Annotated in this window: 15 protein-coding genes and 1 other RNA gene; 13 read left to right on the forward strand and 3 right to left on the reverse strand. The window is 61.1% G+C overall.

Going from position 1 to position 14,681, the window contains the following annotated elements; translation table 11 throughout:
* The first annotated feature begins 3 nt into the window (after nt 1–3).
* The 13 genes from THI_RS08720 to THI_RS08775 all read left to right on the forward strand — a co-directional run bounded on the left by THI_RS08720 (nt 4) and on the right by THI_RS08775 (nt 11,930).
* Nucleotides 4–822, forward strand: coding sequence for a serine aminopeptidase domain-containing protein (locus THI_RS08720; RefSeq protein ID WP_231836509.1), 819 nt, complete (start codon nt 4–6; stop codon nt 820–822).
* Nucleotides 815–1,741 (forward strand): alpha/beta fold hydrolase, encoded by a 927-nt coding sequence (locus THI_RS08725; protein WP_013105889.1) that lies wholly within the window; start codon nt 815–817, stop codon nt 1,739–1,741. The genes THI_RS08720 and THI_RS08725 overlap by 8 nt, the downstream gene beginning before the upstream one ends.
* The gene (locus tag THI_RS08730) at nt 1,738–2,868 is read left to right on the forward strand and encodes a glycosyltransferase family 2 protein (protein ID WP_013105890.1); all 1,131 of its coding nucleotides are present in this window, start codon (nt 1,738–1,740) and stop codon (nt 2,866–2,868) included. The genes THI_RS08725 and THI_RS08730 overlap by 4 nt, the downstream gene beginning before the upstream one ends.
* Nucleotides 2,865–3,671, forward strand: a complete 807-nt coding sequence (locus tag THI_RS08735; protein WP_013105891.1) for a polysaccharide deacetylase family protein — start codon at nt 2,865–2,867, stop codon at nt 3,669–3,671. Before THI_RS08730 ends, THI_RS08735 begins: the two co-directional genes overlap by 4 nt.
* Complete coding sequence (locus tag THI_RS08740; protein WP_013105892.1) at nt 3,668–5,197, forward strand: O-antigen ligase family protein; 1,530 nt, start codon at nt 3,668–3,670, stop codon at nt 5,195–5,197. The genes THI_RS08735 and THI_RS08740 overlap by 4 nt, the downstream gene beginning before the upstream one ends.
* Nucleotides 5,190–6,356: a glycosyltransferase gene (locus THI_RS08745; RefSeq protein ID WP_079668482.1), complete on the forward strand. Its 1,167-nt coding sequence runs from the start codon at nt 5,190–5,192 to the stop codon at nt 6,354–6,356. The genes THI_RS08740 and THI_RS08745 overlap by 8 nt, the downstream gene beginning before the upstream one ends.
* Nucleotides 6,357–6,359: 3 nt before the next feature.
* Nucleotides 6,360–7,208 carry a polysaccharide deacetylase family protein gene (locus THI_RS08750; RefSeq protein ID WP_013105894.1) on the forward strand — a complete coding sequence of 283 codons (849 nt, stop codon included), beginning with the start codon at nt 6,360–6,362 and terminating at the stop codon, nt 7,206–7,208.
* Complete coding sequence (locus THI_RS08755) at nt 7,205–8,368, forward strand: glycosyltransferase family 4 protein (RefSeq protein WP_013105895.1); 1,164 nt, start codon at nt 7,205–7,207, stop codon at nt 8,366–8,368. The genes THI_RS08750 and THI_RS08755 overlap by 4 nt, the downstream gene beginning before the upstream one ends.
* Nucleotides 8,369–8,373: 5 nt before the next feature.
* A complete protein-coding gene (locus tag THI_RS08760) occupies nt 8,374–9,132 on the forward strand; it encodes a YdcF family protein (RefSeq protein WP_013105896.1) in 759 nt (252 codons plus the stop codon).
* Between the two features lie 22 nt (nt 9,133–9,154).
* A complete protein-coding gene (gene ubiG / locus THI_RS08765) occupies nt 9,155–9,865 on the forward strand; it encodes a bifunctional 2-polyprenyl-6-hydroxyphenol methylase/3-demethylubiquinol 3-O-methyltransferase UbiG (RefSeq protein ID WP_013105897.1) in 711 nt (236 codons plus the stop codon).
* Nucleotides 9,865–10,533, forward strand: a complete 669-nt coding sequence (locus THI_RS08770; RefSeq protein ID WP_013105898.1) for an HAD family hydrolase — start codon at nt 9,865–9,867, stop codon at nt 10,531–10,533. Before ubiG ends, THI_RS08770 begins: the two co-directional genes overlap by 1 nt.
* A 46-nt stretch (nt 10,534–10,579) precedes the next feature.
* Nucleotides 10,580–10,939: a transfer-messenger RNA gene (gene ssrA / locus THI_RS18430) on the forward strand.
* Between the two features lie 277 nt (nt 10,940–11,216).
* Entirely contained in the window at nt 11,217–11,930 is a 714-nt protein-coding gene (locus THI_RS08775) for a hypothetical protein (protein ID WP_013105899.1), read from the forward strand.
* Between the two features lie 249 nt (nt 11,931–12,179).
* Here the strand turns inward: THI_RS08775 and THI_RS08780 are convergent, their stop codons facing one another.
* Genes THI_RS08780 through THI_RS08790 form a run of 3 tightly spaced genes read right to left on the reverse strand, consistent with a single transcriptional unit; the run spans nt 12,180 to nt 14,478 of the window.
* Nucleotides 12,180–12,617: a ParB/RepB/Spo0J family partition protein gene (locus THI_RS08780; RefSeq protein WP_013105900.1), complete on the reverse strand. Its 438-nt coding sequence runs from the start codon at nt 12,615–12,617 to the stop codon at nt 12,180–12,182.
* Nucleotides 12,614–13,969 (reverse strand): recombinase family protein, encoded by a 1,356-nt coding sequence (locus tag THI_RS08785; protein WP_013105901.1) that lies wholly within the window; start codon nt 13,967–13,969, stop codon nt 12,614–12,616. Before THI_RS08785 ends, THI_RS08780 begins: the two co-directional genes overlap by 4 nt.
* Entirely contained in the window at nt 13,966–14,478 is a 513-nt protein-coding gene (locus tag THI_RS08790) for a DUF2924 domain-containing protein (RefSeq protein ID WP_013105902.1), read from the reverse strand. The genes THI_RS08785 and THI_RS08790 overlap by 4 nt, the downstream gene beginning before the upstream one ends.
* Between the last annotated feature and the right edge of the window lie 203 nt (nt 14,479–14,681).

Here is a 14,681-nt window from a genome sequence, read left to right on the forward strand (position 1 = left end):
CCCGTGCGTCTTTTCAACGGCAACCGCGAGTTGGTTGGCCTCTATCTCGAACCGGCTGAGGATGCACAGCCACAGCAGCATGCCGTATTGCTGTGCAACCCCTTCGGGCAAGAAGGCATACGCGCGCACCGGCTCTACCGGGTGATGGGCGAACGCCTTGCTGCGGCCGGTTATCACGTGCTGCGATTCGACTATTACGGCAGCGGCGACTCGGCCGGAAGCGATGAGGAGTGGGATGTGCAGGGCAGCATTGACGATGCGCTGGCGGCGCTGGCGGAGTTGCTTCGTCGCAGTCGCGCGCCTCGCTGGTCGGCCGTCGGCCTGCGCCTGGGCGGCACCATCGCCCTGGAAGTGGCGCGGCTGGCGCCCACACCGGCGCAGCTGTTGATGCTCATCGAGCCGGTGCTCGATGGCAGCGCCTATCTGTGCAGCCTGGCCGACTCCAGTCTCGAATCGCTCCACCGGGGCTATGGCGTGCGCTGGCCGCTGAGTGCCCGCCTGCGCGACACCATGCTGCCAACCCCAGAGAGCGAGGCCCTCGGTTTTTACCTCAGCCCTGCAACCCGCAGCCAGATCGACGCCATCACCCCGGCCTGTCTGGAAACCGTTCCGGCCAGCACGCTGCGTCTGCTCTCGCCCGATTCGCAGGCGACTCGACAGTTTCTGCAACACGCTGGCGTAACCCTGCCGCCTGCCGTGGAGTTCGTCGATAGCGACGCCCGGATCGACTGGGCCACCGACAGCGCTGCCGCCACGTCCATCGTCCCCATGCACTGGATACGAGATCTGCTCGACCATCTTGCCGAGGGCGCCCATGCGTGAAACCACACTGACCTTCGGCCCGCAGGCCGATCTGCTGGGTACCGTGACCTTTGCAGCCAACGACGCGGCGTCGCCGCCTCCTTTCGGCGTGCTGCTGTTCAACGCCGGGGTCATCCACCGGGTCGGTGCGCACCGTGTGAACGTCAAACTCGCCCGCGCCCTCGCCGCTGACGGCGTCGCCACCTTGCGTTGCGACTTGCACGGCATGGGCGACAGCCTGCGTGCCGACGGCAGGCTGTCCTACAAAGATCAGGTGGTGGCCGATCTGCGCGCCGCCATGGACGTGCTGCAAAGCACCACGGGCGCACAGCACTTCGCGCTCGTCGGGTTTTGCAGCGGCGCCATGCCCAGCTACTGGACGGCGCAGGTCGACCCGCGAGTGAGTGCCATCGTGATGTACGACGCGCTGAATTTCATCACCCCGCTGAGCGTGTTGCGCTACCTGGGCGTGCGGCTGATGCGCCACGGCTACGGGCCCAAGGCCTGGGCGGTGTGGACGCGCGTGGGTCTGCGTGGCGTGGCCGCAGTGGGCGCCAAGGCTGCGCGAATTTTCGCCAGGGGCTCCCGATCAACCACGATGCAGGCCAGCAGCGCAGCATCGGTTGACGAAGAAAAGGTCGACCGCCGCACCCTGGGCCGGGGCCTGCTTGCGCTGGCCGAGCGCGGCGTCGGGGTGATGGTTTTCAGCGCGGGCACCGATTTCAGCGCGGTGAATTACGCCGATCAGTTGCGCGACGCTCTCGGCCTGCGTCAAGCCCGCAACCCCCGTCTGCTTTTTGCCCACCTGCATGACATCGATCATGCCGTCACCACCCGCGTCGCCCAGCAGCAGTGGATCGACACCGTCCAACGCGGCCTACGGCAACTCGCCCCGCTCAGAGCGCAGGCGGCCTCGCCCCCGTCCGCGTCCCCGCCATGATCCTGCTTGTTCTGTTCTGGGCCGCCGCCCTGTTCATCCTCTACACCTACGTCGGCTATCCCGTTTTGATCGGCCTGCTGGCCAGGCGGCGCCCGCAGCTTGCCTGCCCCCTGCTCGACAACGAGTCACTTCCCCGCCTCACCGTGGTCATGGCGGGCTATAACGAGGCGGCGCGCCTGCCCGGCAAGGTCGCCAATCTGCGCGCGCTCGACTACCCGCAGGACAAGATCGACATTCTGGTGGTCTCCGACGGATCGACCGACGCCACCGCCACCGTGCTGCAGGGCGCCCCCGGCGTGCGCACCCTCTCTTATGCCCAGCGGCAAGGCAAGGCGTATGCGCTCAACCTGGCGCTCGCTCAGGTGCGGACTGAATTCGTCGTGTTCTGCGACGTGCGCCGGGATCTCGAAGCCGGATCGGTGCGTCGGCTGATTTCCGATTTCTGCGACCCCGCCGTCGGAGCCGTGAGCGGCGAACTGGTTCATCGTCCCAGCAGCACCCAGACCGGGCAGAACATCGGCCTGTACTGGCGCTACGAAAAAGCCATCCGCAAATCCGAAAGCCACTTTCACTCGACCGTGGGCGCAACCGGAGCACTCTACGCCATTCGCACCCGCGACTTCTCCCCCATCCCGCCGGACACCATCCTCGACGACTTCGAGATTCCCATGCAGATCACCCGCGCGGGCAAACGAACCCTGATGGAACCCCAGGCCCACGTCTACGACACCCTGCAAACCGAGTCCGCCGCGGAACAAAAACGCAAGATTCGAACCCTCACAGGCAATTTCCAGACCTTTTCGAGAAATTTTTGGCTGTTCAGCCCCATGCAGAACCCGGTATGGTTCCAGTTCCTGTCCCACAAGGTTTTCCGGCTCTTCGTGCCCTACGCCCTCATCATCACCCTGTTCACCAGCGCCTTCATCCCGTCGGCGTTTTACCGCCTTGCGCTGCTGGCGCAGCTTGCGTTTTACCTGCTGGCCGCCGCCGGACACTGGGCGCCCGCACTGCGCAAAAACAAATTCGTCAGCTTTGCCCATGTGTTTTTCGACATGAATGCCGCCGCCATGCTGGCCCTGCTGAAATTCGCCCAGGGCCGCGCCGACGCCAAGTGGGAAAAAACATGAAGCGCCTGAGCATTCTGATGTACCACGGGCTTTACGCCACCGAGGCGCAGAGCCTGGCCATCGACCCGATAGACCGTCCCTATGCCCTCTCCACGGAGACGTTTGCCAGACAGCTCGATCTGCTGGCCGCAGCCCACATTCCAGTCATCCACCCGCACGCTCTCGAGCAAACCGGTGCGCCCATGCCGGGCGGCGTGCTACTCACCTTCGACGACGGCCACGCCAGCAATGCTGAACTCGCCCTGCCCTTGCTCAAGCAACGCGGTCTGAGCGCGCTGTTTTTTGTCACCACCGACTTCATCGGTCAGCGCGCCGGTTTTTGCACCTGGGATCAGGTTCGCCAGCTCGCGCAACAAGGCATGACGGTGGGCGGGCATGGACACACTCACCGCTTTCTCAGCGACCTGCCAGACGACGCGCTCAAAAGCGAGCTGCAGCAATCGCATACCCGCCTCGAAAATGAGCTGCAGATAAAGGTCGGGCAAATGTCCTTCCCCGGGGGGCGTTACGACGATCGCTGCCTGCGGCTGGCGCAAGACGTGGGCTATACCGTCCTTCACGGATCGGCCATTGGCACCCTGAGCACTCGCCCGATTGCCTCAACGCGCCCCCTGCCCCGCCTGGCCATCCGCGCCGGAACGACAGACGGCACTTTCATGGCCTATGCCCGGGCCGACGCGGCGACCTTGCTTCGCGCCCAGACTATTTCGCTCGCGAAAACAGGGGCGAAACGCCTCATTGGCAACGCGCGCTATCACCAACTCTATGCACGCGTCAAAGGCGTGCCACACCAGCAGCCATGAGCGTGACCACCCCGCACCCACGCCAAAAACCTGGGGGATTGAACAACAGGCGGCCCGCTTCAGTCCCATCGGTTGAAAATCCGGCTGAAAACCCGGTTGAAAATGCGAACTGGGCTGGCAAGGAGCTGTACTCCATACTTCGACTGCTCGCCGTACCCGCTTTATTTGTTCTCAGCATCATCGTTTTCAAACTCCATCCAGGGAAAATTGGCCTCTACGGTTTTGCCTTGGTCTTTGGGCTGCTCCTGCTGATTCAATTGCGCAAAGGTCCAGAGCCTCTGCTTGCACTGGTCATCATTTATTACCCTTTAAGCAAACTCTACCCAGTTCTGATTGCACCCGGCATCAACGGCACTAATTTGCTGGAATTGTTTTTGATTTCATTCTGGGTCATCCATGCCTATAAAAATCAAAGGAAGATGTTCAACCCCTTGCCGTTCACGCGATTGGTAGGCATCTGGTTTTTCCTGAGCGTTATTTCTGTTTTTACAGCAATTTATCATATTGGGCTGCATCCATTCATCTGGAACTATCTTTTGTCGGCTCGGGGATTTTTCGACCAGTTTATTATTTTCTTTCTGGTCGTCAACCTGATCCAAGATAAGAATATGGCTAGACGACTCATCGTCTATATGATGTTTTCCGCAGCTGTCATTTTTCTTTACGGCATACACGAATGGTGGCTTACCCGCGGTGCAAGCAGCATCGAAAAATCGCGGCTGCTAGGCCCCATTGGGCAGCCGAACGAATTCGCAGCGCAAATTATCTATTCTCTTGCGCCCTTGCTAGCCTATGGGGCCTATTATTTCCCGCGCTGGAAATCGTGGCGCTTGGCGCCCATCGTCTTGATTGGCCTGAAAGTATTGCTGGCGGCCTTTTCTCGCGGCGCTTATCTGGCTTTCGCGATGGAGCTTGCCACGCTTTCATTCGTCAAAAGCAAAAAGTTCTTGGTTCTGGTCTTGCTCGTCATTGGAACAATTTACTTTTTCATTCCCGCCTTGGTGCCCAATTCGATGAAGGCCCGAGTAGCTCAAACCTATCAGGATCACGAAGTTGATTCAAAAATCGACAAGAGTGCAGACTCACGATTTTTACTTTGGGACGCAGCCATTCAGATGGCGAAGGAAGACCCAATTTTCGGCAAGGGGTTCGATCAGTTTCACAGCTTGGTGCCCAGCTATGTTCCAGGATTCTATGAAGGGTCGACCGGAGATGCTACGGACAATCAGAATATGTTTTTGTATGCGGCCTCCAATATGGGCGTGCCCAGCCTGATCACGCTCCTTCTGATTATTGGAGCACTCGCTTTTCGTGGTTGGTCTATTTATAAAAAGAGCACCATAGATATCGACCGCATCATTGGTTTAGGTGCGGTAACGCTGGTAGCAGGATTGGTTGCGGTAAATATGTTCGGGACGCATATTATAGATACCTCGGTCGATGTGTTTCTATGGATTTATATTGCCATCGTGGCCCATCTGTTTGATCCGAAACAACTTATCAGCGCCAAAAACAGAAATGGATAACCGCGATAAAACCTCTCAGCACATCGTCCACATGATCGACGAACTGCCGCGCGACGGTGCGGAAATGCTGCTGGTCGATTTGATGCGCCTGCGCATACCGGGCTACCGCTACACCATCGTCTGCCTGATCAAGGGAGGCCCTCTAGAACAGGAGTTTGAAAAACTCGGCGTTCCAGTCGTGATCTTTGGCCGCAAAGGCAAGCTGGATTTTGGCTTGGTCTTCCGCGTGGCTTCGTGGCTTGGGCGCGAACGTGTTGCGGTCGTGCATACACATCTGTTCACCGCCGATACTTATGGCCGTCTGGCTGCGCGCTTGGCCGGCGTTCCGGCGGTGTTTTCGACTGTGCACAACATCGTCAACCCGTGGAAAGGGTCGGGCCGCAAGCTGATCGACCGTTTGTTCGCGCGATTGAGTACCGCTGTAGTCGGTTGCAGTGAAGAGGTCACGCAAACGCTGGCCTCACGCGACAAAATACCCGCCGACAAGCTGGTCTCCATTCCGAATGGCATTGACCTGCAGAAATTCTCCAGCTTTTCGGGAGCGGGCGTCCGAAGTGAATTCGGGCTTCCAGAAGATCGCCCCCTGATCGGCATCGTGGGCCGCTTGCACGAACAAAAGGCACACGGTGATCTGTTCCGTGCGCTGACCGAACTTCCCCAGGTGCGTGACAAACAATTGAATTGCCTGGTGATCGGCACGGGCGACCTTCAAGACACGCTCAAGCAGCAGGTCAAGGCTCTCGGGCTGGAAGACTGTGTGATTTTCACCGGCATGCGAACCGATGTGCCCCGCCTGGTGGCGGCCATGGATGTGTTCGTGATGTCCTCGCATTGGGAGGGTTTGCCCATTGCCCTGCTGGAGGCGATGGCGAGTTCCAAGGCGGTTCTGTGTACCCGAGTGGGCGGCATTCCCGATGTCGTCATCGACGGGGATAATGGCCTGGTGGTCGAGCCGCGCGACGTGCCGCAATTTGCCAAACGCCTGGACGACTTGCTGCAAGACCCTGCTTTGCGCGCCCGTCTGGGACAGCGGGCACGGGAAACCGTGATCGCGCGTTTCGACGTGTCGCGAACCGCCGCGGCCTACAACCGTCTCCATCAGCAAGCGCTGGGCCTGTCGTCAGAGCCTCAACCGGCGCGAGTCGCCCCTGCGGAGTAAATCATGCGCCGTCTGCTTGCCACTGCCTTGCTGCCTTACGCCCAGCTTCGCAACACCCTGAGCCCGGGTCTTCGCGTGCTGATGTATCACCGTGTCGCGCATTTGGCCGCCTATGACCAACTCACAGTATCGCCCGCGCGTTTTGCCCAGCAGATGCAAGAGTTGTCTTCGCACAAAGTGGTCAGCCTCGAAGACGGGTTGCGGGCGATTCAGGCCGGGCCCTTGCGCAAACCGCTGTTCGCCGTGACCTTCGACGACGGCTATCTCGACAACCTGACCGAGGCCTTGCCCATCCTGCAGCGCTATCGTATTCCGGCGACTATTTTTGTGACCACCCAGTTCTGCGATCAGGCGCTCAGCCACCCCCGCTACGGCAGTCAGCCGACCGAGCGGCTGCACCTCAACTGGGACGAAGTGATTGCCCTCGCCCGGTCTCCCGGTATCACCATCGGCTCGCACACCCGCACCCACCCCTACCTGCCAACCATCAGCGATGCGCTGGCGCAACAGGAAATCGCTACCAGCCGAAGCGAAATCGCCGCCCATCTGCAGCAACCCGTTCAGTATTTCTGTTACCCCTCGGGCGATTTGAGCCCGCGCGAACTTCAACTGGTGCGACAAGCCGGTTATGCCGCTGCCGTCAGCGTGGCGCCGGGGGTCAATCGGCGTGATGCCGATCTGTTCCAGCTCAAACGCACCGAAATCACCGACCGCGATGATGTGTCGCAATTCCGCCTGAAAATCGCTGGCGCATTCGATCCGATTCATCGCCTGCTGCATGCGCGTCGCACCCGCCGATTCGCTCAGAAACACCTCAAACCCAGCGCCTCGTTCGAGGCCACAACGCTATGAAAATCCTGTACTTGATGACTGAGCCCTTCGGCATCGGCGGCGTGCAGTCCGACGTGCTGACCCTGACGGAAGACCTCACCGCCAGGGGCCATATCGTGTATGTGGCCACCACAGACGGCGTGCTGCTCAAAGAGCTGATCGGCAAAGGTGCCATTCATATCGATATCGACTTTCATTTCAGCGCAGCCTCGCAGTTCGTTCGAGCCCTCAAACAGCTGCGAGAGGTCGTCAAGCGCGAGGGCATCGAACTCGTCGCGCCGCAATCGGTGCGCTCTTCCATGGTGGCCTACGCCGCACTGCGACTCACCCCCTACGGCTACCGGGTCGCGAGCACGTCTCGCCGCGTGCCCATCGTGACCACCATCCACAACATTCACAATCCCAAGAATTTCAAGTGGGCAGGTCGCATCCTGCGGCAAAGCGCGGACTTCATCATTTTCGAGTCGAACTACGAGCGCAACCGCCTGCTCGCCAACGGCCTGCCCCCCGAGCAGTCCACCGTCATTCACAGCGGCATCGATCTCGATCGATTTTCCACGGCCACCCGAACCGCCGATTTCGCCCGCCAGTATGGGCTGGAACCGGGCAAGCATCTGATATTCGGCATCGTGGCCCGCCTGTCCGAAGAAAAGGGCCACAACTATCTGGTCGATGCCTTCGCCAAAGTCGTGCAGCGCAAACCCGAAACCCGCCTGCTGATCGTGGGTGACGGGCCGCTACTTGATCAAACCAAGGCGCAGGTCGCCCGCCTCGGCTTGCAGAACACTGTGATTTTCGCCGGCATGCAGCGCGACATTCCCTCCCACCTCGCCCTGCTCGACGTCTTTGTGCTGTCCTCAACGCGCGAGTCATTCCCGCTGTCCGCGCGTGAAGCCATGGCGGCCGGCCGCTGCGTGATTGCGCCGCGCATCGGCGGCTGCGGCGAAGTGGTCGAAGACGGCGTCACCGGCTTGCTGTTCACCGCGGCAGACGTCGACGATCTGGCTGCAAAAATGCTCACCCTCAGCGAGCGAGACACGGTGGCCGCCATGGGCCGCGCCGGGCGCCAACGCGCGGAACGTCTTTTTTCACGCCACGTCTGGGTGGACGGGGACGAAAAGGTTTACCTTGACTGGGCTGGAATGACCTCCCCCTCCACGGCCTCTGTGGCCCTGTCCTGACGCCGTTGAAGCTCACCCTCGAACTCCTGCTGTCTCCCGTCGGGCTGACCGCTTGCGGCCTGGTCTTTCTTTCCCTGTTTGTCACCTGGCGCTCGCACCGGTTTTTCACCCGGTTTCTGACCTATGCCATTACCGTGCTGTTCCTCTTGGCCAGCATGCCCCTCTTTGCCAATCTTGCTCTAGGCGCACTGGAACGAAAGGCGACGCAGGAGAAAATCTGCTCCCCGCCCCCACCGGGGACGCTATTCGTCGTGCTCGCGGGCGGAATAGACGGCAACCCCATGCACGCGCAAGACTTCTCGGCCTTGAAAACCGCGAGTTTGAAACGTCTGCTCGCTGCCGTACAACTGGCGCAGCGCACCCCCGACAGCACGCTGCTCATCTCCGGCGGATGGGGCAGAACGGTACGCGAAGCCAACTTGATGGGTGCGCTGGCTGTGCAACTCGGCTTTCCGGCCAGCCGAATGATCCTGGACACAGCATCTCGAACGACCTTTCAGACGGCCGTCAATACGCGAGAGCGCATCCTCCAGTTTCCGGTCGGCCGCCGCTACCTGGTCACCTCCGCAGACCACATGCCACGCGCGATGATGGCTTTTGCCCATGAGCAGGTTTCAATCTGCGCCTGGCCGGTAGACTACGAAGCCATTCCGATTCAGGCGCTGGACATGCTGAACCCGCAGATCAGCGCGCTGGACAAGACCACACGCGTCGTACACGAACTTCTCGGCATGCTTTATTACAGGCTGATCAAGTTTCAATGACGCGCCGATTCAGGTGCCGCCCATGACCCCGACAGACCACAACGTCGAAGCTGAAGAAATCGACAAATTCAGTGTCCTCGCCCATCGCTGGTGGGATGAACACGGCGAGTTTCGCCCCTTGCACCTGCTCAATCCGCACCGCCTACGGTGGATTCAAGACCATGTCGGCCTGGGCGGAAAAGCCGTTGTGGACATCGGCTGCGGGGGCGGTATTCTCTCGGAGTCGATGGCAGCGGCAGGCGCCAAGGTGACCGGCATCGACCTTGCCGATGCCTCGCTGCAAGTCGCGCGCCTACACGCGCTCGATGCCCAACTCGATATCAATTACCGCCTCGTCAGTGCCGAGCGCCTTGCCACCGAGGCCGCCGGACAATTCGACGTCGTCACCTGCATGGAAATGCTCGAGCACGTCCCCGATCCGGCGTCCATCATCCAAGCCAGCGCCGCCTTGGTGCGTCCCGGCGGATGGGTTTTTGTCTCGACCCTCAATCGCAACGCCAAGGCTTATCTGTTCGCCATTCTCGGGGCCGAATACCTGCTGCGGCTCCTCCCCAAAGGCACGCACGACTACGCCAAGTTTCTCCAGCCTTCCGAAATTTCCGCCATGGGCCGACGCTGCGGTCTTGAAACCGCCGACATTGCCGGGCTCGAATTTCAGCCTCTCACCCAGCGCTTCCGCATCACTCGCGACACCAGCGTCAACTATCTCATGGCCTTGCGCCGCCCGCTCTGATGTCGCACGCCCGCCCTGTCCGCGCCTGCCTATTCGACCTTGACGGCACGCTGGCGGATACTGCCCCCGACCTGGCCGCTGCGCTCAACCGCGTGCGCAGAGACCATCACCTGCCGGAATTGCCGCTGGAACACCTGCGCCCCATGGCTTCTCACGGCGCGCGCGGCCTGCTCGCCGTAGGGATGCAGGTCACGCCCGAAGAGGCTCGGTACGACACATTGAAAGAAACCTTCCTCGCTTATTACCTCGAGGCGATCCGTGTGCGCACCACCCTGTTCGACGGCGTCGTCCCACTGCTCGAACGCCTGCATCAACTCGCCCTGCCCTGGGGCATTGTCACCAACAAACTCAGCACCTATACCCAGCCCCTGGTCACCCAACTCCCCTGGCCGCACCCTCCCGGATGCGTGGTCAGCGGCGATACCGCCGCACGCCCCAAACCCGCACCCGATCCCCTGCTGTACGCCGCCCAAGCGCTTCGCATCGACCCTGCAAGCTGCATCTACGTCGGCGATGACCTTCGAGACATGCAATCCGCCCAAGCCGCTGGAATGCGCGCCATCGCCGCAGCCTACGGCTACTGTGGCCCCAGCGCCCCAGAAAGTTGGGACGCAGATGCGGTCATCTATCACCCCCTTGAATTGCTCACGCTCGACCTCATGTCCTGACAGCGGCGAAACAAAACATGGTCTCGCCGTACAATCAGCGTTCCATGGGGCCGACCCGGTTTCGACGTGGATAGCAAAACAGACAGGTGCATGCCGAGCCCCAGTACGCTCGATAAACCACTGGAAACAAAGTAACTGCGAACGATTCTTCGTACGCCCTCGCCGCTTAACACCGGTGAGCCTCGCAACGGTTGGCCGATGGGCCGGGGTGGCAACACCTGCGAGGTCATACACATTGGCTCGAGTTGAATTTCGCCACGCGATTCAGCCCTAAACTCAGTGGATCGCCCCAAATGAAGCGCGTACACCCGCGTCATAGGGGTTAAAGCCAAATGGCGTTACTAAGCACGTAGATCCTGCTGTGGAGTATTTGCGGACGGGGGTTCAATTCCCCCCGGCTCCACCAATATTTATGCCCAACTGTGTATGCAGTTGGGCATTTTTCTTGAACTCCCGCGTGTTAGCGAGGGTTCACGCGGATTCCTGCGGACTTCGATGTTTGGCCAGGGCACTTGAAAATGGCTGTTTTTACTCTCTCCAGGCCATTTTTCTCTCCGACCCCGCCATCCTGAAGTGGCCTGAAGTCCGCAAAGTCCGCGTTTAACATCGCTATATATCAACGAGTTACGCGCGGACGAATCAAGCGGTTGTTTTTTGGCATCGGTAGGCGGAGGAAGGTGACCATGAAATGCTGGATTTGTGGTGCGGAAGAGGCCGCAACGCGCGAGCATCTCGCCAAGGCATCTGACCTGAAGGCGCTGTTCGGCAAGCCCTCTCAGCGCTATCCCCTCTATTTTCATGCCAGTGACCGCCCCGGAATGCCCAGACGCCGCAACATCCGCGTCGGCAGCTTGAAGTCGGACACGCTGAAATTCGCGCATCGCATCTGCCTGACCTGCAACAGCGCGCGCACTCAGCCATATGACTACGCCTGGGAGCTTTGCTCGGGGGATCTGCGCGCGGCAGTGCCAAGGTTGCTGGCCAGAGGCTCGTTCCGCGCCAACTGGCTATTTCCCTACGACACGCGGCGCGCGATGCGCTTCGTGCACCTGTACTTCACGAAGCTGTTCGGTTGCCTGGTGATCGAAGGCGGAATACCCATCGACATCGCGCCTTTCAGCGAAGCTATTACGAGCGGTCGCCCGCATCCGCACCTTTACCTCGCCTTTGGCCATCTGCCGCTGCCGGTCGTCATGGCAGGCGGGTCCGACGTTCATACGGCGCAGCTGGAACGCAAGGTAGCGTTTGCCACGTGGCTATACCACGTGGGTGACTTAGCGGTGAACGTGATGTATGCCCTGCCGGGACAACATCGCGAGGGACTCAAAGTCGCTTGGCATCCCCACATGGGGGCTCAGCGGCTTCGCTTCACGCGGTTTAGCGGGGAAACAGACTAAGTGCCCCCACGCCGCTCTGCCGCTACTCAAGCGCCGCGCTCACCGGGCAGAATTCCCGCGCTCAAAAACCGGGCGGGGTAAGAAGGGGCATGCTGCTCAAGGTATTGGGGATACTCGGGACCAATATCACCACCGATGACGGCTATGTGACCGAGAGAGCGAGTACAAGGGCGAGGCGGTCACCGGCCGCTCCCGCAGCACAGCTGTCGTTGAGCTCAAGGCCGCAAGGGGCAGCTCAGGGTCTACCAGTCATTCAACGGCTCTGAGCCGCTCTCCTTGCTGTTCCCACAGCGCCGGCGGATTGACCGCCAGATCAAACAGCGTGACGTGGTTCGGCATGGCGTCATCGAGGATGGCGGCAACGATGTCCGGCGCCAACGTGGTCAAGTTGACCATCCGGCTGACGTAACTGTTGTCGACCCCCTCCAGGGTGGCAATCTCCTTGAGCGACTTGACCTCGCCCGACTCCAGCATGGCCAGCCAGCGGTGACCTCTGGCCAGCGCCAATTGCAGCGGCGTGGCCGCCGTATCCCACGGTCTGGTCTTGGCAGTTTCGCCGTTCGGCAACGTAACCAGCTTGCGCCCGCTGCGCCGCTTGATCTGGATCGGCACCGACAAGGTCAGCCGCCCATCGCTGGCCTCGATGACGTCGGGCTCGCCCGTCCTCTGGATGCGGATCTCGCTCATGCCAATGCCTCCTCGGGGTGGGTCGCGCCCGCAGGCTGCAGTTCCAGCACCAGGCGCTCGATGCCGTTGGCGCGCAGTCGAACCTCCAGGTCGTTGGGCGACACGATCACCTTCTCGACCAGCAGCTTGACGATGCGCGTCTGCTCGGTTGGAAAGAGCTGGTCCCATATGGTGTCGAGCCGCGTCATGGCGACGGTGACCTTGGCCTCGTCGAGGCTGGGGTCGAGCTCGATCGCGCGTGGCAGGACCTCACCCAGGAGATCCGGCGATCGCAGGACTGCGCGCAGTTGGTCCAGCACGGCGGACTCAAGCTCTGCAGCCGGCAGCCGTGGCAGCCCAGACGCGCCCGCGTGCTCCTTGTTCTCGCGCTGCGGCACGTAGTAGCGGTAGCGGCGACCGTTCTTCTTGGTGGTGTGAAACGGCGACAAGGCGCGACCGTCGTTGCCGAACACGATGCCCTTGAGCAGGTACGGCACCGTCGCCCGGGTGGCGTTGCCGCGAACCCGACCGTTGGTGGCGAGGATGGCGTGCACCTTGTCCCACAACTCTCGGTCGATGATCGGTGGATGCTCGGCCTGGTACCACTGCTCCTTGTGGCGCAGTTCACCGAGGTAGGTCCGGTTGTTGAGCAGCTTGTAGATCAGCCCCTTGTCGATCGGCTTGCCGTCTCGGGTCTTGCCGTCCTGCGTGGTCCACGCCTTGGACGTCACGCCGTCGAGCTTCAGCTCCTTGAACAGCATCGTGCTGGAGCCCAGTTCAACGAAGCGCTGGAAGATGTGCCGGATGAGCTTGGCCTCGCGTTCGTTGGGCACCAGTCGGCGGTTCTCGACGTCGTAACCGAGGGGAGGCACGCCGCCCATCCACATGCCCTTGCGCTTACTGGCGGCGATCTTGTCGCGGATGCGCTCGCCGGTGACCTCGCGCTCGAACTGTGCGAAGGACAGCAGGATGTTCAACATCAGCCGCCCCATCGACGTGGTGGTGTTGAATTGCTGGGTGACCGACACGAACGACACGCCATAGCGCTCGAACACCTCGACCATCTTGGAGAAGTCCGCGAGGCTGCGCGTCAGGCGGTCGATCTTGTAGATGACGACCACATCGATCTTGCCGGCCTCGATGTCGGCCATCAAACGTCGCAGCGCTGGGCGTTCCATGTTGCCGCCCGAGAAGGCCGGGTCGTCGTAGTCGTCTCCGACCGGAATCCAACCCTCGGCGCGCTGGCTGGCGATGTAGGCATGCCCCGCATCGCGCTGGGCGTCGATCGAGTTGTATTCCTGGTCCAGCCCTTCGTCGGTGGACTTGCGCGTGTAGACCGCGCAGCGCATGCGGCGCTTCAGAATTTCGCTCATCGCCGGGCTCCCTTCTTCGCCGCTGTCTTGGGAGTGGCTGGTGCTTTGAGCCCGAAGAACAGAGGCCCTGACCACCGCGTGCCGGTGATCTCGCGGGCGATCATCGACAGACTCGGGTACATCCGGCCCTGGAAGTCGTACTGGCCATCCTGGGTCACGATGACGCGGTGCTCGACACCCTGGTACTCGCGGGTGAGCACAGTGCCTGCTGCTGGCCGGTAGTCACGGTCGCGCTTCTTCACCTTGCCGGTCTCGACCAAGGATGCGATGCGGCGTTTGTTGCGCTCTAGCAGGTTGGCGTCGACCTTGCGAAACTCCACCTCTTGCAGGCGGTAGGCAATGCGCCGCTCCAGAAATTGGCGGTTGTGGGTGGGCGTGTCGTCACCGAAGAGCCTCTGCCAGAGCGCTTTGATTTCCGGCATGGGTAGCTCGGGCAATCGCGCAATCTGTGAGGCCACCGATGGTGGCGCAGAGAACTTGTCGGTGTTGATCTTGGCGGGCGTGCTCATCAGGACTCCGTTTCTGCGTTGTTGGCGGGGTCTGAATGAACGCGCTGGTGGCGGGAAAAGCCAAGCTCAAACTCGCTCTCCGAAGCCCGTCTTGCGGACGGGCGAGAGTCGGCGCTGCGAAGGCGGACGAGTCCATTTGCGAGCAACGACGCGATCTCGCGCCGACGCTGCTCGGGGGACATCCGGTCGGGGGGTACTTGATT

Origin of the sequence: Thiomonas arsenitoxydans (assembly GCF_000253115.1) — a bacterium.
GTDB classification, from domain to species: domain Bacteria; phylum Pseudomonadota; class Gammaproteobacteria; order Burkholderiales; family Burkholderiaceae_C; genus Thiomonas; species Thiomonas arsenitoxydans.

Bases quoted from the DNA above. Each gene is read 5' to 3' on its own strand.
- THI_RS08725 (WP_013105889.1), top strand. From the start codon at position 815: ATGCGTGAAACCACACTGACCTTCGGCCCGCAGGCCGATCTGCTGGGT.
- THI_RS08730 (WP_013105890.1), top strand. From the start codon at position 1,738: ATGATCCTGCTTGTTCTGTTCTGGGCCGCCGCCCTGTTCATCCTCTAC.
- THI_RS08735 (WP_013105891.1), top strand. From the start codon at position 2,865: ATGAAGCGCCTGAGCATTCTGATGTACCACGGGCTTTACGCCACCGAG.
- THI_RS08740 (WP_013105892.1), top strand. From the start codon at position 3,668: ATGAGCGTGACCACCCCGCACCCACGCCAAAAACCTGGGGGATTGAAC.
- THI_RS08745 (WP_079668482.1), top strand. From the start codon at position 5,190: ATGGATAACCGCGATAAAACCTCTCAGCACATCGTCCACATGATCGAC.
- THI_RS08750 (WP_013105894.1), top strand. From the start codon at position 6,360: ATGCGCCGTCTGCTTGCCACTGCCTTGCTGCCTTACGCCCAGCTTCGC.
- THI_RS08755 (WP_013105895.1), top strand. From the start codon at position 7,205: ATGAAAATCCTGTACTTGATGACTGAGCCCTTCGGCATCGGCGGCGTG.
- ubiG (WP_013105897.1), top strand. From the start codon at position 9,155: ATGACCCCGACAGACCACAACGTCGAAGCTGAAGAAATCGACAAATTC.
- THI_RS08770 (WP_013105898.1), top strand. From the start codon at position 9,865: ATGTCGCACGCCCGCCCTGTCCGCGCCTGCCTATTCGACCTTGACGGC.
- THI_RS08775 (WP_013105899.1), top strand. From the start codon at position 11,217: ATGAAATGCTGGATTTGTGGTGCGGAAGAGGCCGCAACGCGCGAGCAT.
- THI_RS08780 (WP_013105900.1), bottom strand. From the start codon at position 12,617: ATGAGCGAGATCCGCATCCAGAGGACGGGCGAGCCCGACGTCATCGAG.
- THI_RS08785 (WP_013105901.1), bottom strand. From the start codon at position 13,969: ATGAGCGAAATTCTGAAGCGCCGCATGCGCTGCGCGGTCTACACGCGC.
- THI_RS08790 (WP_013105902.1), bottom strand. From the start codon at position 14,478: ATGAGCACGCCCGCCAAGATCAACACCGACAAGTTCTCTGCGCCACCA.